The 16,406-nt window shown below is 71.0% G+C and carries 18 protein-coding genes; 11 read left to right on the top strand and 7 right to left on the bottom strand.

The features are described 5' to 3' along the window. Positions 1-2 precede the first annotated feature (2 nt). Positions 3-2,003: an acetate--CoA ligase gene (acs, locus tag ASF88_RS15775; RefSeq protein WP_055920879.1), complete on the top strand. Its 2,001-nt coding sequence runs from the start codon at positions 3-5 to the stop codon at positions 2,001-2,003. A gap of 18 nt (positions 2,004-2,021) precedes the next feature. Here the strand turns inward: acs and glgX are convergent, their stop codons facing one another. Continuing rightward, the gene (gene glgX, locus ASF88_RS15770) at positions 2,022-4,064 is read right to left on the bottom strand and encodes a glycogen debranching protein GlgX (protein WP_055920876.1); all 2,043 of its coding nucleotides are present in this window, start codon (positions 4,062-4,064) and stop codon (positions 2,022-2,024) included. A 180-nt stretch (positions 4,065-4,244) separates the two neighbouring features. Here glgX and ASF88_RS15765 point away from each other — a divergent pair, with 180 nt between their 5' ends. Continuing rightward, the gene (locus ASF88_RS15765; RefSeq protein ID WP_055920872.1) at positions 4,245-5,288 is read left to right on the top strand and encodes a YdcF family protein; all 1,044 of its coding nucleotides are present in this window, start codon (positions 4,245-4,247) and stop codon (positions 5,286-5,288) included. A gap of 33 nt (positions 5,289-5,321) precedes the next feature. Here ASF88_RS15765 and treZ read toward each other — a convergent pair whose 3' ends face one another. Both treZ and treY read right to left on the bottom strand, forming a co-directional pair. Further along, on the bottom strand, positions 5,322-7,052 hold the full coding sequence (treZ, locus tag ASF88_RS15760; RefSeq protein WP_055920869.1) for a malto-oligosyltrehalose trehalohydrolase: 1,731 nt from the start codon (positions 7,050-7,052) through the stop codon (positions 5,322-5,324). Further along, positions 7,049-9,376 carry a malto-oligosyltrehalose synthase gene (treY, locus tag ASF88_RS15755; protein ID WP_055920866.1) on the bottom strand — a complete coding sequence of 776 codons (2,328 nt, stop codon included), beginning with the start codon at positions 9,374-9,376 and terminating at the stop codon, positions 7,049-7,051. The genes treZ and treY overlap by 4 nt, the downstream gene beginning before the upstream one ends. Before the next feature lie 173 nt (positions 9,377-9,549). On the opposite strand from treY, the gene ASF88_RS15750 reads away from it, so the two are divergent. Continuing rightward, positions 9,550-9,723, top strand: a complete 174-nt coding sequence (locus ASF88_RS15750) for a CsbD family protein (protein ID WP_055920863.1) — start codon at positions 9,550-9,552, stop codon at positions 9,721-9,723. Positions 9,724-9,794: 71 nt separating this feature from the next. On the opposite strand, the gene ASF88_RS15745 is transcribed toward ASF88_RS15750, so the two are convergent. Continuing rightward, entirely contained in the window at positions 9,795-10,193 is a 399-nt protein-coding gene (locus tag ASF88_RS15745) for a RidA family protein (RefSeq protein WP_055920860.1), read from the bottom strand. 79 nt (positions 10,194-10,272) lie between these two features. Beyond that, on the bottom strand, positions 10,273-10,845 hold the full coding sequence (locus ASF88_RS15740) for an RNA polymerase sigma factor (RefSeq protein ID WP_055920857.1): 573 nt from the start codon (positions 10,843-10,845) through the stop codon (positions 10,273-10,275). A 289-nt stretch (positions 10,846-11,134) separates the two neighbouring features. Between ASF88_RS15740 and ASF88_RS21005 the strand changes: the two genes are divergently transcribed. The 3 genes from ASF88_RS21005 (at position 11,135) to ASF88_RS15735 (ending at position 11,896) form a co-directional block, all read left to right on the top strand. Then, on the top strand, positions 11,135-11,293 hold the full coding sequence (locus tag ASF88_RS21005) for a hypothetical protein (RefSeq protein WP_235493512.1): 159 nt from the start codon (positions 11,135-11,137) through the stop codon (positions 11,291-11,293). Positions 11,294-11,342: 49 nt separating this feature from the next. Continuing rightward, positions 11,343-11,516 carry a hypothetical protein gene (locus tag ASF88_RS20500; protein WP_157498400.1) on the top strand — a complete coding sequence of 58 codons (174 nt, stop codon included), beginning with the start codon at positions 11,343-11,345 and terminating at the stop codon, positions 11,514-11,516. Between the two features lie 71 nt (positions 11,517-11,587). Continuing rightward, positions 11,588-11,896: a hypothetical protein gene (locus ASF88_RS15735; RefSeq protein ID WP_055920854.1), complete on the top strand. Its 309-nt coding sequence runs from the start codon at positions 11,588-11,590 to the stop codon at positions 11,894-11,896. On the opposite strand, the gene ASF88_RS15730 is transcribed toward ASF88_RS15735, so the two are convergent. Both ASF88_RS15730 and ASF88_RS15725 read right to left on the bottom strand, forming a co-directional pair. Then, positions 11,893-12,837: an NADP-dependent oxidoreductase gene (locus ASF88_RS15730; protein ID WP_055920850.1), complete on the bottom strand. Its 945-nt coding sequence runs from the start codon at positions 12,835-12,837 to the stop codon at positions 11,893-11,895. The genes ASF88_RS15735 and ASF88_RS15730 overlap by 4 nt on opposite strands. 59 nt (positions 12,838-12,896) lie before the next feature. Further along, positions 12,897-13,847: a helix-turn-helix domain-containing protein gene (locus ASF88_RS15725; RefSeq protein ID WP_055920848.1), complete on the bottom strand. Its 951-nt coding sequence runs from the start codon at positions 13,845-13,847 to the stop codon at positions 12,897-12,899. Between the two features lie 86 nt (positions 13,848-13,933). Between ASF88_RS15725 and ASF88_RS15720 the strand changes: the two genes are divergently transcribed. The 5 genes from ASF88_RS15720 to ASF88_RS15700 all read left to right on the top strand — a co-directional run bounded on the left by ASF88_RS15720 (position 13,934) and on the right by ASF88_RS15700 (position 16,350). Beyond that, positions 13,934-14,155, top strand: a complete 222-nt coding sequence (locus ASF88_RS15720; protein ID WP_235493511.1) for a hypothetical protein — start codon at positions 13,934-13,936, stop codon at positions 14,153-14,155. A 31-nt stretch (positions 14,156-14,186) separates the two neighbouring features. Beyond that, positions 14,187-14,831: an HAD-IA family hydrolase gene (locus ASF88_RS15715; RefSeq protein ID WP_055920842.1), complete on the top strand. Its 645-nt coding sequence runs from the start codon at positions 14,187-14,189 to the stop codon at positions 14,829-14,831. A 78-nt stretch (positions 14,832-14,909) separates the two neighbouring features. Further along, positions 14,910-15,257 carry an ArsR/SmtB family transcription factor gene (locus ASF88_RS15710; RefSeq protein WP_055920839.1) on the top strand — a complete coding sequence of 116 codons (348 nt, stop codon included), beginning with the start codon at positions 14,910-14,912 and terminating at the stop codon, positions 15,255-15,257. Further along, positions 15,254-15,730 (top strand): SRPBCC family protein, encoded by a 477-nt coding sequence (locus tag ASF88_RS15705; RefSeq protein WP_055920836.1) that lies wholly within the window; start codon positions 15,254-15,256, stop codon positions 15,728-15,730. Before ASF88_RS15710 ends, ASF88_RS15705 begins: the two co-directional genes overlap by 4 nt. 5 nt (positions 15,731-15,735) lie before the next feature. Then, positions 15,736-16,350 carry a dihydrofolate reductase family protein gene (locus tag ASF88_RS15700; protein ID WP_055920833.1) on the top strand — a complete coding sequence of 205 codons (615 nt, stop codon included), beginning with the start codon at positions 15,736-15,738 and terminating at the stop codon, positions 16,348-16,350. The last annotated feature ends 56 nt before the right edge of the window (positions 16,351-16,406 follow it).

Raw genomic sequence — 16,406 nt, 5'->3', positions numbered from 1 at the left:
GGGTGAGCAGCGCGATCGAGAATCTGGGCCGCGAGACCCGACGCTACGAGCCGAGCCCGGAGTTCGCCGCGCAGGCGAACGTGGGGCCGGAGGTGTTCGGCGAGGCCGCCGACGCCGTCGCGTTCTGGGAGCGGCAGGCGGCCCGGCTCGACTGGGCGGAGCCGTGGCACTCCGCCCACACGTGGGAGCCCGCATCGCCGGGCGACGACGGCGAGCTCAGCATCCCGCGCGCCGAGTGGTTCGCCGGCGGGCGTCTGAACGCCGCGGTCAACTGCGTCGACCGCCACGTCGCCGCCGGTGACGGCGATCGCGTCGCGCTGCACTTCGAGGGCGAGCCGGGCGACCGGGAGACGATCACCTACGCCGACCTCCAGCGTCGCGTGGCCCGCGCGGCGAACGCGCTCACCGCGCTCGGCGTCGGGAAGGGCGACCGCGTCGTCGTCTACCTCCCCGTCCTCCCGGAGACGGTCGTCATCACGCTCGCGATCGCGCGCGTCGGCGCCATCCACTCGCTCGTGTTCGGCGGGTTCTCGGCGGCAGCCCTGCGGTTCCGGGTGGAGGACACCGGCGCGAAGCTGCTGGTCACTTCCGACGGCCAGTTCCGGCGCGGTGCGGCGGTGCCGGTGAAGGCGCAGGCCGACGCCGCCGTCGCGGGCGACAACGCGATCGAGCACGTGCTCGTCGTGCGCCGCACCGGCGAGTTGACGCCCGACATCCCGTGGACGCCGGGCCGCGACGTCTGGTGGCACGATGTCGTCGACACCGCCGCGAGCACGCACGAGCCGGAGTTCTTCGACGCCGAGACCCCGCTGTTCATCATCTACACGTCCGGCACGACGGGGAGGCCGAAGGGCGTCGTCCACACCACGGGCGGCTACCTCACCCAGGCCGCGTGGAGTCACTGGGCGCTCTTCGACGCCAAGCCGGACGACGTCTATTGGTGCACCGCCGACCTCGCGTGGGTGACCGCGCACACCTACGTGCTGTACGGCCCGCTCGCCAACGGCACGACCTCCGTCATCTACGAGGGCACCCCGAACACGCCCTCCAGCGGCAGGCACTTCGAGATCATCGAGCGCTACGGGGTGACCACCTACTACACGGCCCCGACGCTCATCCGCACCTTCATGAGCTGGTTCCCGGAGGGATTGGCGGCGGCCGGCGACTGGGACCTCTCCAGCATCCGGTTGCTCGGCACCGTGGGGGAGGCGATCAACCCGGAGGTGTGGGTGTGGTTCCGCGACCAGCTCGGCGCCGGGCGGGCTCCCGTGGTCGACACCTGGTGGCAGTCGGAGTCGGGCGCGGCCATTGTGGCGCCGCTGCCCGGGGTGACCGCGTTGAAGCCGGGCTCGGCGACGGTGGCCGTGCCGGGGGTGACGGTGCGCGTCGTCGACGAGCACGGGGAGGACGTGCCGCGCGGGTCGGGCGGGTCCATCGTCATCGACGGCACCTGGCCGGCGATGTCGCGCACGGTCTGGGGCGACCCGGAGCGCTACCGCGACTCGTACTGGCGGCCGTTCGCCGACCGCGGCTACTTCTTCGCGGGCGACGGCGCTGCGATCGACGACGACGGCTACCTCTGGCTGCTCGGGAGGCTCGACGACGTCATCAACGTGTCAGGGCACCGCCTCTCGACGATCGAGATCGAGTCGGCCCTGGTGGCGCATCCGTCGGTGGCGGAGGCCGCCGTGGTCGGGGTGGGCGACGCCACGACAGGGCAGGCGGTCGCCGCTTTCGTCATCCCCGCCGGTGACGCGGCTCGCGCGCCGGGTCGCGCGCCGGAGGCTGGCGAGCTGCGCGATCAGGTCGCGCGGGCCATCGGCGCCATCGCGAAGCCGCGCCACATCGTGATCGTCGACGACCTCCCGAAGACGCGGTCGGGCAAGATCATGCGCCGCCTGCTCGTCGACCTGTTCGACGGCAGGCCGCTCGGCGACACCACGTCGCTCCAGGACGAGACCGTGCCCTCCCGCATCGCCGCGACGCTCGCCGGCGAGGTTTGAGACCCTAGCCGGGCTCGCCTACGACGGCACTGCCGATCGGAACAGCGCGAAGGCGCTCTCGCCGACGATCACGCTCTCGCCGTCGTTGAGCGCGACGTGGGGATCGCTGCTCAGCTCGAGCTCCCAGTGCTCACCTGGCGGGTCCGGGAGGACGAACTCGACGCCGTTCCTGGCCGCGTTCAGCAGCAGGAGGAACGAGTCGGCGCCCTCGTGCATGAGCACGAACGCGATGGAGCGCGCCTCGAGGTCGGACCAGTCGGCGTCGGCGAACGGCTCCCCATCCGCGCGCACGATCAGCACGGTGTCGGGGCCGCCGACGTCGGGAGCGTGCCGATACCACTCGGGCCGCAGCGCCGGTTCGGCCCGGCGCAGGCGGATGAGCTTCGACGTGAACTCGTGCAGTTCCCAGTCGGCGTTCTGCCAGTCGTACCAGGAGATCTCGTTGTCCTGGCAGTAGGCGTTGTTGTTGCCCTGCTGGGTGCGGCCGATCTCGTCGCCGCCGAGGATCATCGGGACGCCGGCCGACAGCAGCACGGTGGCCAGGAAGTTCTTGCGTTGCCGGGTGCGGAAGGCGAGGATCCCCTCGTCGTCTGTCGGGCCCTCCACGCCGTAGTTGTCGGAGCGGTTGTCGGACTCCCCGTCGCGGTTGTCCTCGCCGTTGGCCTCGTTGTGCTTCTCGGTGTAGCTGGTGAGGTCGGCGAGCGTGAAACCGTCATGCGCGGTGACGAAGTTGACGCTCGAGAGCGGGGCGCGGCGCGAGTCCTCGTAGATGTCGGGGCTGCCGAGCACGCGCTGCGAGAGGCTGCCGAGAACGCCGGGAGTGCCCCGCCAGTAGTCGCGTACGTCGTCGCGGAACGTCCCGTTCCACTCCGACCAGTCGGCGGGGAAGCCACCCAGCTGATAGCCGGCGACATCCCAGGGCTCGGCGATCAGCTTGACCTGCGCGAGCGTCGGGTCCTGCTGGATGAGGGTGAGGAACGCGCTGTGGAGGCTCGCGTCGCCGCCCTGACGGGTCAGCGTGGTGGCGAGATCGAACCGGAAACCGTCGATGTGGTAGTCCTCGACCCAGTAACGCAGCGAGTCCATGATCAACTGCAGGGCGGCCGGGTGGCTGACGTTGACGCTGTTGCCGGTTCCGGTCGTGTCGAAGTAATGGGCGCGGTCGCCGTCGACGAGGCGGTAGTACGAGGGGTTGTCGATGCCCTTGAAGCTGTAGGTCGGGCCGAAGTCGTTGCCCTCGGCGGTGTGGTTGTAGACCACATCGAGGATGACCTCCAGACCTGCGGCGTGCAGGGCCTTCACCATCCCCTTGAACTCGTCGACCTGGTGACCGGTGTCTCCCGTGGCCGCGTACTCGTTGTGCGGAGCGAAGAACCCGATCGAGTTGTACCCCCAGTAGTTGCGGAGGCCCTTCTCGAGCAGGTGCGCGTCTTGCACGAACTGGTGCACGGGCAGCAGCTCGACGGCGGTGACGCCGAGGTTCTTGAGGTACTCGACCGCGGCGGGGTGCGCCAGGCCGGCGTACGTGCCGCGGAACTCCTCCGGCACCCACTCCATGAGCTTGGTGAAGCCTTTGACGTGCGTTTCGTAGATGACGGTCTCGCTCAGCGGGATGCGCGGCCGCTCGTGGTCGCCCCAGTCGAACTCCTGGCGATCGACGGCGACGCCGAGGGCGACGTGGCGCGCTCCGTTGGTGTCGCTGCGTCGTCGTGGGCGGCCGAGCTGGTGGCCGAAGACGGCTTGCGTGTTGTCCCACGATCCCGTGACGGCGCGCGTGTGCGGAGGCAGCAGCACCTTGGCGGGGGAGAACCGCAGGCCGTTCGCCGGGTCCCAGGGGCCGTTGACGCGGAGGGCGTAGCGGGTGCCGGGGACCAGCCCGGCGACGAAGCCGTGGAAGACATGCCCGGTGCGCTGCCGCAACTCGGTGCGCGTCTCGCGTCCGCGCGTGTCGAAGAGGGAGACGAAGACCGCGTCGGCGTTCTCGCTGTAGACGGCGACGTTGGCGCCACCCTCGACCAGGGTGAGGCCGAGTGGATACGGGAGCGACCCGTCGCCGCTCACCGGCTGCTCCGCGGCAGTGGGGTGTGGTCGCGGCGCAGGGGGCAGAACTGGGGCACGGGGCCTCCGATCGGTAGACCGTCAGGCTATCCGGGAGCGGGGCGGGCCGGGAAGCGGTTGACAGACAACGGGCGTCCCGCTATCCGCGGCTGCGTTAGGGTGCGGCTGCGTTAGGGTGCCTTGATGTCTCTGCTCCTCACCGTGCCTGCTGCGCTCGTCTTCATCGGGCTCGCGGTGCGCATGTGGCGGGCGGACAACCGGCGCCTCAGCATCGGGGTCGTCGCCGCGATCGGCGGGTACTTCGCGATCGAGTCGCTGCTGGTCGGGCTGGAGGGGACGCTCCCGGTCTACCTGGTCTTCGCGATCCCGCTGGCGCTGCTCCCGCTCCTGATCCTGGTGCTGGCGGCCTTCCTGATCGCCAACGGGGTCCGGATGCTGCGGACCGAGAGCAGGAGCCTGGCGAACGGGCTCTCGCTGATCGCGGGGGTTGTTCTTCTCGCGGTGCCGGTCGCGACCTTCCTCGCGCTGACGGCGATGCTCTCGGCGCGAGACGATCAGATCGTCCTGCGGGCCCTCCTCGTCGCCTTCGTCGTCGCCGTCGATCTCGGGTCGACGTATGTCGCCGCTTTCTTCGTGCTCTTCCTGGTTTATGGCGTGGCCTACCGACGGGCCCGCATCGGCGACTACGACGCCGTCGTCGTGCTGGGCGCGGGCCTCATCGACGGTCGCGTGCCGCCATTGCTGGGCTCGCGGCTCGACCGCGGGGCCGCGCTCTTCTCCGCGCGGCGCGTGCGCGGCGACGACTGCGTCCTGATCCCGAGCGGCGGTCGCGGCGGCGACGAGCCCCGTGCTGAAGGCGAGGCGATGGCCGAGTACCTCCGCGACACGGGTGTTCCGGCCGACCGGGTGCTCCCCGAGACGGAGGCTGTGAACACCGAGCAGAATCTCCTGCTCTCGGGCGAGATCGCGGAGGCGCACCGACCGGGCTCGCGCGTCCTGATCGTCACCAGCGACTATCACGTGCTGCGCGCCGCGATGCTTGCTCGTCGCGTGGGGCTGGCGGCCGCGGCGACGGGTGCGAAGACGGCGCGCTACTTCGTCCCGTCGGCGACACTGCGGGAGTTCGCCGCCGTCGCGGTGATGTTCCCGCGCATCCAGCTGACGGCCGTGGCGCTCTGCGTGCTGGCGGGACTCGGTGCCGGAGCTCTGCTGTGGCTGGCCGGCTAGGCGTCCCGGAACAGCTAGGCGCGAGCGTGCCCGTCATCGGATGACGCGGACGGCGTCGCCGAACGCGGCGACCACGTCGCCCCCGGGACGCGCAGCGGCAGCGAGCCGCTGACCGCTGAGCGCGGCCTCCACCCGCAGCCACCCGCGTGCGAACCGGAACACGCCGTCGACGCACGACACCGCGGTCGCCCGGGCGTCGGCCGGCGCCTCCCGACGCAGCTCGATCAGCCGGCGGTACCACGAGAGCAGCCGGGCGTGGCGGGGCTCGTCGAGTTCCGACCAGCGCAACCGGGCGCTGTCGAACGTGGCCGGGTCTTGAGGGTCGGGGACCACGGACGGGTCCCAGCCCATGCGCGCGAACTCGGCGATGCGGCCGGTGCGGGTTGCCTCCGCGAGCTCGGGCTCCGTGTGCGAGCTGAAGAACGGCCACGGCGTGGTCGCGCCCCACTCCTCGCCCATGAAGAGCATCGGCGTGAAGGGGCCGAGCAGGACGAGCGCCGCCGCGACGGCGAGCGCCCCTTCGTCGAGCGTCGCCGTGAGGCGGTCGCCGATCGCCCGGTTGCCGATCTGGTCGTGATCCTGGCTGAACGCGACCAGCCGGGTGAGCGGGATCTCGGAGTCGAGCGGCCGGCCGTGGTGGCGCTCGCGGAAGCTGGAGTAGCTCCCGTCGTGGAAGAACCCGCGCTCGAAGACCTTCACGAGGGAGTCCGCCCCCTCGAAGTCGGCGTAGTAGCCACTGGTCTCGCCGGTGAGGTTGACGTGCACCGCGTGGTGCACGTCGTCGTCCCATTGGGCGTCGAGCCCGTACCCGTGCCTGTGGCGGTCGCGGATCAGGCGCGGGTCGTTGAGATCGCTCTCGGCGATGAGCGTCGCGGCGCGCCCGGTGTGCTCCCGGATCCCCGCCGCCTGCCGTGCCAGGGCTTCGAGGATGTGCTCGGCGCTGCTGTCGTGCAGTGCGTGCACGGCGTCGAGCCGCAGCCCGTCGACGTGCATGTCGTCGAGCCAGAACGCCGCATCGTCGAGGATCAGGCGACGAACCTCGTCCGACTGCGGTCCGTCGAGATTGACGGATGCGCCCCAGGTGTTGCGTCCATCGCTCAGGTAAGGACCGTACTTGGGGAGGTAGTTGCCGCTCGGGCCGAGGTGGTTGTAGACGACGTCCTGGATCACCGCGACACCGCGGGCGTGACACGCGTCCACGAATCGCTGGTAGGCATCGGGGCCGCCGTACGGTTCGTGCACGGCGAACCAGAGCACGCCGTCGTAGCCCCACCCGTGCGGGCCGTTGAACGCGTTGACCGGCAGCAGTTCGACGGCGTCGACGCCGAGGTCCACGAGATGGTCGAGCCGATCGGCCGCGGCATCGAGGGTTCCCTCCGGTGTGAAGGTGCCGATGTGCAGTTCGTAGATCACCCGCCCGGTGAGCGAGTCGGAACGCCACCCGTCGTCGCTCCATCGGTGATCGGACGGGTTCCACTCGCGGCTCAGCGCGTGCACGCCGTCGGGCTGGCGCAGCGAGCGCGGGTCGGGGTACGGGCCGGCGCCATCGACGACGAAGCCGTAGTCGAGGGCCTCCGGGCCGGCGTCGAGAGCGTGCGCGAGGCGCCACCAGCCGCCTTCGACGCGCTGCAGCGGATGCCGCCCATGGCCGGCCACCTCGACCGACACGGACTCGGCTTCGGGCGCCCAGACCGGAAAAGTTCGGGCCGGAAAAGCGCGGGCCGGATCCCCGCTCGGGGACTGATCGCGCCTTGCCGCCGTCATCGGGCCACCGCCAGCAGAGCGACCGGATACCGGTCGAAGAGCTGCGCCAGGAGGACCCGGCCGCTGACCGTGCGTCCGGTCAGTTCGTCGCGGAGCGGCTGCGGCCCGACGTCCACCTCCGTGTCCGCCCAGCCTCCTGATCGCGCCAGCCCCACCGGGAGCCGCGTCGCGAGCGCGACCGCCCCTCCCCGGTCGAACGCCACCAGATGGCCCGCTCGCGGCCCGCTCGCGAGTAACGGCCGGTAGCCGGTGAACAGCTCGGGGCGGTCGCGCCGCAGGCGCAGAGCGCGGGAGGTCACCAGCAGCTTCGCCGAGCCGGACGAGTCGATCGCGGGCAGGCGCCCTTCGTCGAGGTGCGCGAGCAGGCCGCTCGCCACGTCGAATTCGACCGGTCGGCGGTTGTCGGGGTCGACGAGCGAGCGCTCCCAGCGTTCGGAGCCTTGGTAGACGTCGGGAACGCCCGGCGCCAGCAGCTGCAGCAGCTTGGCGCCGAGGCCGTTGCTCGCGCCCGGAGCCGCCACGATCGCGGCCATCGCCTCCACCTCGGCGGCGACCCTGGCATCGTCGAACACGGCGTCGACCAGGTCGGCGAGGGCACCCTCGAACACCGCGTCGGGGTCGGTCCAGCTGGTTCCGGCTCCGGCCTCGCGCGCCGCTTTGATCGCGTAGGCGTGCAGCCGCTCGCGCGACGCCGGCCACGCCCCGACGATCGACTGCCAGAGCAGGTTCTCGAGAGTGCCGTCGCCGAGGCCGACGCGCTCGCGCACGGCATCGATGAACCGCGCCCAGCGCTCCGCCACCTCCGCCAGCACCGCGATGCGCGCGCGGGTGTCCTCGCTGCGCTTGGTGTCGTGGGTGCTCAGCGTCGTGAGCGATCGCGGGAGGTCCGCGAGGCGTTGCTCCTGGAGCCGGTGGAAGTCGGCGACTGAGAGTGCGAACTCGGACGGATCGCCGCCCACCTCGGTGAGGGAGGTCAATCGCGTGTATCGGTAGAAGGCGTTGTCCTCCACGCCCTTCGCCATGATCGCGCCGCTCGTCTGCTGGAAGCGCGCGGACGCCGCGGTGATCCGCCCGTCGTCGTGGGGGAGGAACCCGTCGACGAGAGCAGTCACCGCCTCCGCGAGGTCGGGGCGCGCGGCGGCCGCGGCCTCCTGCGCCGCCCTCACGTGCTCTTCGCCGAAGGGGAGGTAGCTACGGTACACGGGGAACGCCGCTGCGAGCTCGGCGACGGCGTCGGCGACCACCTCGTGGTCCGCGGCATCGTCACCGGACGCCTCCGCGCCGGCCTCTCGCGCGACCCGCAGCACCTCGGAGCGCAGGATGCCGTCGGCGACGGCCCGCTTGCGCCGGTGCACCAGCCCGGTCCAGTCGCGGCTCTCTTCGCGCCCGTCGTGCTCCTCAGCGAGCGCGGTCAGCGGTTCCTCTCCCGCCGGGTCGACGAACACCCGGTCCACGACGCCGAGGGCGTCATACCCGGTGGTGCCCGCGATCGGCCACTCCGGGATCCGCTCGTCGCCCTCGAGGATCTTCTCGACCCACACCGGGCGCGTGCCGGCGACCTGCGCGAGCCGCTCGAGGTAGTCGCCGGGGTCGCGCAGACCGTCGGGGTGGTCGACGCGCAGCCCGTCGACGAGCCCTTCGCGCACCCAGCGGGCGATCTCGGCGTGAGTCGCGTCGAAGACACGCGGGACTTCGACACGCAGCCCCGCGAGGGTGTTGACCGCGAAGAACCGGCGGTAGTTCAGCTCGGCGTCGGCGCGCCGCCAGGAGATCAACTCGTAGTGTTGCCGGTCGTGCACGGCCGACGCTTCGCCGTCCTCCGTGCCGGGAGCCAGCGGAAAGCGGTGCTCGTAGTAGTGCAGCTCACCGCCGTGGACGCGGAGCTCCGAGAGTTCGTCCGGGCCGTCCCCGAGCACCGGGATGCGAAGCCGGCCACCCCCGAAGTCCCAGTCGATGTCGAAGAACTCCGCGTAGGCGGAGTCGCGGCCGAGTCGCAGGACGTCCCACCACCACGGGTTCTCGTGCGGCACCGCGACGCCGAGGTGGTTGGGCACGATGTCGATGACGACGTCGAGGCCGCGAGCGTGAGCAGCGTCCGCGAACTCGCGGAGGGCCTCGGGCCCGCCGCGCGACTCGTCCACACGGGTCGGATCGACGACGTCGTAGCCGTGCGCCGACCCGGATGCGGCCTGGAGGAGCGGCGAGAGGTAGACCGCGCCGACGCCGAGACGCTGGAGGTAGTCGAGTGTCTGCGCGGCATCCCGCAGAGTGAAGTCGGGTGTGATCTGGAGGCGGTAGGTGCTTGTCGGTACGTCGTTGCTCACACCGTGGATTCTTTCGCGAGGCGGCCTCGCCAGGAAGGGGGTGGACATTCCGGTGGATAACCCGGAGTGCGCCGAAACTGTTGGGGGATTGAATTCTCAGCCGGTGCGTGCAGCCTGGACGACCTCCTCGGAGGGTGGGAGCGTCGGGTCTACGCAGACGAAAGGGGAGAATTATGGGACTCGACGACAAGATCGAGAACGCCGCTGAGAACGCCGGTGGCAAGGCCAAGGAAGGCGCGGGCAAGGCCACGGGCAACGAGCGCCTCGAAGCCGAAGGCAAGGGCGATCAGGTGAAAGCCGACCTCAAGAACGCCGGCGAGAAGGTGAAGGACGCCTTCAAGCACTGAGACGACCCGGTGAGGTCCCCGTCCCCGTCCACGTGGGCGGGGACTTCGCATGTCAGGGAGGGTGCTGCCGTTCAGGCCAGGACGGCCGCGATGGCGCTGATCTCGATGAGCGCCCCCGGCACCCCGAGCCCGGAGACGCGCGAGGCCGTGACCAACGGCGGGGCACCCTCCCGCGCGAGTCGCGGACCGATGGCTCCGTAGGCGGCGCCGAGATCGGCCGTGTCGTCGATGGCGACGAACCACTGCACCACGTCGTCGAGGGAGGCGCCGGCCGCAGTCAGCGCGACCTCCGCGTTGTCGAGCGCTCGCGAGGCTTGCGCGCCGACATCGGGAGCGACGAGCGCCCCGGTCTCATCGACGCCGTTCTGACCGCCGAGGTAGACGGTGGTGGCGCCGGCGGGAACGACGGCGACGTGACTGAAGGCGGGGCTGCGCACGAGTCCGGCCGGTTGCAGGAAAGTGATGGCCATGGTGACATCGTGGCAGGCGGCCCGACCACCCGCCAGGCCCGTGCTGCCTCGTGTCGGCTGAGCATCGATCGTCGCGGCATCAGGCGGCTTCGCCGGCGTACCAGGCCTTGCGCAGGCCCGCACGCGCCCGGGAGGCGAGCATCGCCGCGGCGGTCGTCTTGATGTGCAGGAGCTCGCCGATCTCTGCGTTCGAGCGCCCCTCCACCTCGGAGTACCAGAGCGCGCGCTGCCAGCGCTCCGGGAGGGACTTGAAGGCCGCGACGGCCGCCTCGTGACGGTCTCTCTCGTCGAGCGCGTCGAAGCGGTCGTCGGTGAAGCCGACCTCCGGCGCCTCGTCGATGTCGACGGTGGGGTGGAGGCTACGGCCCCACGACGCGGCGACCGAGCGGAGGGTGGTGGCGAGGTAGCTGCGCACCGCCGTCTTCGGGCCCGCACCGTTGCGCACGGCTTGGAGCATCCGGGCGAAAGCCTCGGAGACCAGATCGGCGGCGTCGATGCGGGTGGTGATGCGGCGCGCGATGGATGCGCCGACGGCGGCGTGACGTCGCCAGATCTCGCCGAAAGCCCGGTCGTCGCCCTCGCGGGTGAGCTGGATCAGCTGCTCGTCGGTGAGCTGGTCCAGTCGAGTGATGCTGGTGATGATGCTGAGCATGATTTCCCCGGAGGGCCACGCGGCTGGTGTCGTGCCGCTCGTCCTCGATATCGGGAGTGGGATTCCGAGAGAGGACTTGCCGACACCCGCCTCCGCTCGCGGAAACAGGCTCGCGAATGCCGGTATTTCAGGGACCCGTAGGACTACGTGTTGCACTACGTGTTCGGCAAAAACACGTATCACCCGCGGCGTCACCCGCCGGGCCGGCCCGATACTGGGCGGCGTCGGCATGGGCGTTATTCATCCGCTCGTGTCGTGTCCCTCAGCAGAGAGAGAAGGGACGACGACGATGAGCATTCTCGAGACACGGATATCGATCCCGCGCGGCGTCTGTCCGCGGTGCGGCACCTCCGATGCACGCCCGGCGATCGTGACGACGCTGGCCGGAAGACCGGCGTTCGTGCTGGTCTGCGACCGCTGCGGCGGGTGCCGCGGCTACAACGGCTGAACGCGCCGTGCACCCGACGAACCTTTCGCGGCCGAACCAGGAGCAGAACATGAAGAAGAAGACGGGCGAGCAACGATCGGAGACCACCCCCGGAGCGCACGTGGAGCGTGCCACCAGTGTCGTGACGGGACAGCCCATCTCCATCCGCTGCGACTGCCCTCTCGGGCACGATCACACGTACGCCGAGTGGCGGGCGAGGTTCGGCGGGACGTACAGGGACTGACGTCCGGTCCACCGTTCCGACACCGCACGTTCATCTGGTGTTCAGCGTCGTCGCGGAGTAGCTTGCGCTGCATGGGTGACCGAGTGGAGCGCGCCCGGGCGTGGCGCGGCGTCGGATTCGGGGTGGTGTGCGCGCTGCTCGCCCTGGTGGCGACGATGGCGCTGCTCTTCCTCATCCCCACCGAGGGCGAGAACCCGCGGGCCTGGGGGGTCATCGTCTGCGGTGTGGTGACGATTGTCGTGTGCGCCCGGCTCGCGCGGCGCAACTGGAGGCTACTGAAGCACTACCGCGGGGACGACCTCGTGCCCGCCCACGAGCGGCACTCCGGGGTGCGGCACCGGCCCGTGCACGTTGTCCACCGGCAGCCTCTGCATCACTAGGGCGTGAGCACGACCTTGCCGCCGGGGTGGCCTCCCTCGACCAGTCGAGCGGCCTCCGCGGCCTCGATCAAGGGGAAGCTGCGGGCGATATCCACCTGGAACGCGCCTGCGGTGATCAGGTCGAGCACGAGCGGGTAGGCCTCGGCGCGCAGCCGGAGTTCGTCCGCGGTCATGGGCACCGGGTTGCCGCCTCCCCAGGCGAGGATGCCCAGCTCGGCGGCCCGCGGTCCGACCACGATCGTGCCGATGCGCGACCGGTCGTCGACCAGCGCGAACGAGGCCTCGAGCGCTTCGTCGGTGCCGATCGCATCGAGGATGCGGTCGTATCCCTGGGGCGCGGCCTCGCGGAGGCGCTCCAGCAGGCCGGGGCCGTAGGCGACCGGGAGCGCGCCGAGCTCGCGCAGCCGGTCGTGGTTGGCGGGCGACGCCGTCGCCACCACGGTCGCGCCCGCGCGCCGGGCCAGCTGGATCGCGGCGCGTCCGACGCTGCCGGAGCCGCCGTGGATGAGCAGCGTCGTGCCGGCGCCGACGCCGAGCGACACGAGCGCCTGATGGGCGGTGCTGGCGGGGACGCCGATCGCGGCGGCCTCCTCCCAGCCGACGGCCGCCGGCTTCCGCACCAGGTGGGAGGCCGGGGCGACCAGGTGGGTCGTGTACGCGCCGCGCGCCTCCCGCACCAGCACCTCGTCGCCCGGTGCCCAGTCGGTCACGTCCGCTCCGACGGAGAGCACGACTCCCGCGGCGTCGGTTCCCGGCACGCGCGGCTCGGTGATGGGCGCGCTCGCCCGGGTGCCGCTGCGGAGTTTGCCGTCGATCGGGTTCACGCCGGCCGCACGCACGGCGATCACGACGCCGTCGCTCGGCGCGACCGGATCGGGCACCGTTGCGACCTCGAGCACCTCCGGGCCTCCGAGGCGGTCGTACTGGATCTGCGTGGCCATGGCTGTCCTTCGGTTCGGTTCGGGGTGGCGGAGGTGGCTGAAATGGAGGTCGCGACGACTCAGCGCTGGGCGAAGGCCGCGCGGTACCGCGTGGGCGGCACGCCCACTTCGGCGTCGAAGTGGTGCCGCAGCAAGGTCGCGCTGCCGAACCCGCTGCGCCGGGCGACCTCGTCGACCGGCAGGTCGGTGGTCTCGAGCAGGAGGCGCGCGTGCAGCACGCGCTGCGTGGTCAGCCACTGCATGGGAGGGACACCGGTCTCGGCGACGAACCGGCGCGAGAAGCTGCGCGTGGACATGTGGGCGCGCGCGGCGAGCCCGGAGACCGTGTGGCTCTCGTCGAGCGTGTCCGTCAGGTGGTCGAGCAGCTCGCTGAAGGTGTCGTCTTCGCAGTCGGAGAGCGGCTTCTCGATGTACTGGCGCTGGCCGCCGTCGCGCTGCGGCGGGACGACCATGTTGCGCGCGATCGTGTTGGCGACGGCGCTGCCGAGTTCGCGGCGCACCAGGTGGAGGCACGCGTCGATGCCCGCGGAGGTGCCCGCGCTGGTGATGATCGTGCCGTCGTCGATGAACAGCACGTCGGGGTTGACCTGCGTCAGCGGGAACCGTCGCTGCAGGGCGTCCGCGTGACGCCAGTGCGTCGTGCACTCGCGGCCGTCGAGGAGGCCTGCCGCCCCGAGCACGAACGCGCCGGAGCAGACGCTGAGCAGGATCGCCCCGCGCTCATGGGCGCGGCGCAGACCCTCGATGAGCTCCTGCGGGTAGTCGTCGCGGATGGTCGCGGCGGGAACCGCGATGAGATCGGCGTCGTCCATGGCCTCCAGACCGTAGGGCGCCGTCATGCTCACGCCGGTCTCGTTGCGGATGGGCTCGCCCGGCTTCGCCGAGCAGACGCGGAAGTCGAACGGTTCGAGGCCCGCGTAGCTGCGGTCGAGCCCGAACACCTCGCAGATCACGCCGAACTCGAACATCGCGAACTCGTCGATGATCGGTACGGCAACGCTCTTCAGCATGCAGCCCAGTGTACTGGCCGAATGTTTACGAAGATAGACCTGAAGCCATCTCGTGGCCGAATGTTTTCGTTCGTAACGTGGAGGTCATGGCAAACACGACCTGGGCACAAGGCATCGAACACGGCTGGGTGGCCCGCCCGGTCAAGACCCGTGGTGGAGAAGTCGTCCCTCCACGCCGGCGCCGGTTCGCGCTGAGCGACTGGCTGCCCGCGGCCATCGCCGCACGCGGAGGGCGCGTGACCCGCGAGACCGATCGCGCTCTCGCCGACCTCCGTGCCGCGCAGGACGCCCGCGCCGACGGCCGCTGAACGCGTCATCCGACCCGCCTAGGCTGGTCGGATGGACAGCAGCGCACGCGGATACCTCTTCGACATGGACGGCACGCTCGTCGACTCACACGCAGTCGTCGAGGCGGTGTGGACGGAGTTCTGCTCGCGCCACGGGCTCGACCCGCAGGTGGTCCTGGCTTACGCGCACGGCCGGCAGGCGGGCGACACGGTCGCCCACTTCCTGCCGGCGCTGACCGACTCGACGCGCGCCGACCTCGTCGCCGGGCTGCTGGCCGAGGAGGTCTCTCGCACCGACGGCATCGTGGAGGTGCCGGGCGCGCGGCGGCTGCTGGCGGCGCTCGCAGAGCGCGGCGCCCCGGTCGCGATCGTGACGAGCGCCCCGCGCGAGCTGGCGATCGCCCGGCTGAACGCCGCGGGCGTCGGCATCCCCGAGGTGCTCGTCGCCGCCGAGGACGTCGAGCGCGGCAAGCCCGACCCGTCGTGCTACCTGCTCGCCGCGTCACGGCTCGGGGTGCCGATCGAGCGCTGCGTCGTGTTCGAAGACGCCGAGGCCGGCCTCGTGGCCGCTGTCGCCTCCGGAGGCCGCGCGGTGGTCGTGGGCGCCCACGCGTCGGCCACGACCGACGACCTGGAGCGCATCGCCGACTACACCGCTGCGGTGCCCGGAATCGAGGACGCAGCCGTGAGCTCCTGATCCGCCGAGGGTTGACGCCCCCGGCGCATCGCTCTATCCTTTAGTCAACCAACTGATTGATTAACGAGGTGGTTGACCATGGAGCAGGATCCACTCGACAGGGCTTTCGCGGCGCTGTCGGATCCGGTGCGGCGAGCGATCGTCGCCCGCCTCAGCCGAGGTCCCGCGACCGTCAACGAACTGGCCGAGCCGTTCGACATCACGCTCCAGGCGGTGTCGAAGCACATCAGCGTCCTCGAGGGCGCCGGCCTGGTCTGGCGGACGCGGGAGGCGCAGCGCCGCCCCGTCCACCTGGACGCCACGGCCCTGGAGCGACTCACCTCGTGGATCGATCGGTACCGGCTGGAGGCCGAGGCGCGCTACCGGGCGCTCGACGGCCTCCTCGCAACAGAACCGAGCAGACGGAAGAAGGAGAAGGAATCATGAGCAACCCCGTCGTCATCGATGCCGTACCCGGCACGTCGTACGCCGACATCACCCGCGAGTTCGAGGCCCCGGTCGAGGCCGTCTTCCGGGCGCACGCCGACCCCGAGCTCTACGTGCAGTGGATCGGGCCGCGCAGTCTCGACAACGCGATCACCCACTGGGACTTCCGCACCGGCGGAGGCTACGGCTTCGAGCAGACCGATCCCGAAGGGACCGTCTACGCGTTCCGCGGCGTCATCCACACCATCGTCGAGAACGAGCTCATCATCCAGACGTTCGAATACCTGGGCGCGCCGAACGAGGTCAGCCTCGACCTCCTCCGGTTCGAATCGCTCCCCGGAGGCCGCTCCCGGCTGGTCGGCCACTCCGTCTTCCCGTCGAAGGAGGCCCTGGAGGCCATGGTCGCCGAGGGCATGGAGTACGGCATGATCGAGGGCTACGAGAAGCTCGACGAGCTGCTGGCGAGGGGGTGAGCCCGATGACGCGAGTGATCGCCGACATCACCGTCTCCCTCGACGGCTTCGTCACCGGGCCCGACGCAGGCCCGGGCAACGGCCTCGGCATCGGAGGGAAGCCCCTGCACCAGTGGGTCTTCTCCGGCGACCCGGGTGACCAGCGCATCCTGGAGGCCGCCACCGCGCGCTCGGGCGCCGTCGTCATGGGCCGGAGGCTCTTCGACGTCATCGACGCGCCCGACGGCTGGAGCGATGAGCTCGGCTACGGCGCGACGGAGGTCGGCACGCCTCCGTTCTTCGTCGTCACGAGCACCGCGCCCGAGCACGTGCGGCTGACCGGGCTCGACTGGACGTTCGCGACCACGGGCCTCGCCGACGCGATCACGGCGGCGCGCGAGAGCGCCGAGGCGCAGTCGGCGGCGAAGGGCGCCGACCTCGACGTCGTGGTGATGGGCGGTGGCGCGCTCGTCGCGTCGGCCGTCGCGTCCGGCCTCGTGGACACGCTCATCCTCCACCTCTCGCCGGTCATCCTCGGGGCGGGGACGCCGCTGTTCGTGGACGCCCCGCGGCGCACGCTGACGCAACGGGAGGTCGTGGTCACGCCGAACGCGACGCACCTCACGTACGACGTCGACTGACGGCGTCCCAACACGCCGTCCGCGTGCGCACCCGTGCGGCGCGTGGGGAAGGATCC

The organism is Leifsonia sp. Leaf336 (genome assembly GCF_001423695.1).
Lineage (GTDB): Bacteria > Actinomycetota > Actinomycetes > Actinomycetales > Microbacteriaceae > Leifsonia.
This window is presented reverse-complemented; position numbering and strand designations above follow the sequence as displayed.

Coding starts and splice junctions, on each gene's coding strand:
- ASF88_RS15765 (WP_055920872.1), top strand. CDS start 4,245: ATGTCTCTGCTCCTCACCGTGCCTGCTGCGCTCGTCTTCATCGGGCTC.
- treZ (WP_055920869.1), bottom strand. CDS start 7,052: ATGACGGCGGCAAGGCGCGATCAGTCCCCGAGCGGGGATCCGGCCCGC.
- ASF88_RS15750 (WP_055920863.1), top strand. CDS start 9,550: ATGGGACTCGACGACAAGATCGAGAACGCCGCTGAGAACGCCGGTGGC.
- ASF88_RS15745 (WP_055920860.1), bottom strand. CDS start 10,193: ATGGCCATCACTTTCCTGCAACCGGCCGGACTCGTGCGCAGCCCCGCC.
- ASF88_RS15740 (WP_055920857.1), bottom strand. CDS start 10,845: ATGCTCAGCATCATCACCAGCATCACTCGACTGGACCAGCTCACCGAC.
- ASF88_RS21005 (WP_235493512.1), top strand. CDS start 11,135: ATGAGCATTCTCGAGACACGGATATCGATCCCGCGCGGCGTCTGTCCG.
- ASF88_RS20500 (WP_157498400.1), top strand. CDS start 11,343: ATGAAGAAGAAGACGGGCGAGCAACGATCGGAGACCACCCCCGGAGCG.
- ASF88_RS15735 (WP_055920854.1), top strand. CDS start 11,588: ATGGGTGACCGAGTGGAGCGCGCCCGGGCGTGGCGCGGCGTCGGATTC.
- ASF88_RS15730 (WP_055920850.1), bottom strand. CDS start 12,837: ATGGCCACGCAGATCCAGTACGACCGCCTCGGAGGCCCGGAGGTGCTC.
- ASF88_RS15725 (WP_055920848.1), bottom strand. CDS start 13,847: ATGCTGAAGAGCGTTGCCGTACCGATCATCGACGAGTTCGCGATGTTC.
- ASF88_RS15720 (WP_235493511.1), top strand. CDS start 13,934: ATGGCAAACACGACCTGGGCACAAGGCATCGAACACGGCTGGGTGGCC.
- ASF88_RS15715 (WP_055920842.1), top strand. CDS start 14,187: ATGGACAGCAGCGCACGCGGATACCTCTTCGACATGGACGGCACGCTC.
- ASF88_RS15710 (WP_055920839.1), top strand. CDS start 14,910: ATGGAGCAGGATCCACTCGACAGGGCTTTCGCGGCGCTGTCGGATCCG.
- ASF88_RS15705 (WP_055920836.1), top strand. CDS start 15,254: ATGAGCAACCCCGTCGTCATCGATGCCGTACCCGGCACGTCGTACGCC.
- ASF88_RS15700 (WP_055920833.1), top strand. CDS start 15,736: ATGACGCGAGTGATCGCCGACATCACCGTCTCCCTCGACGGCTTCGTC.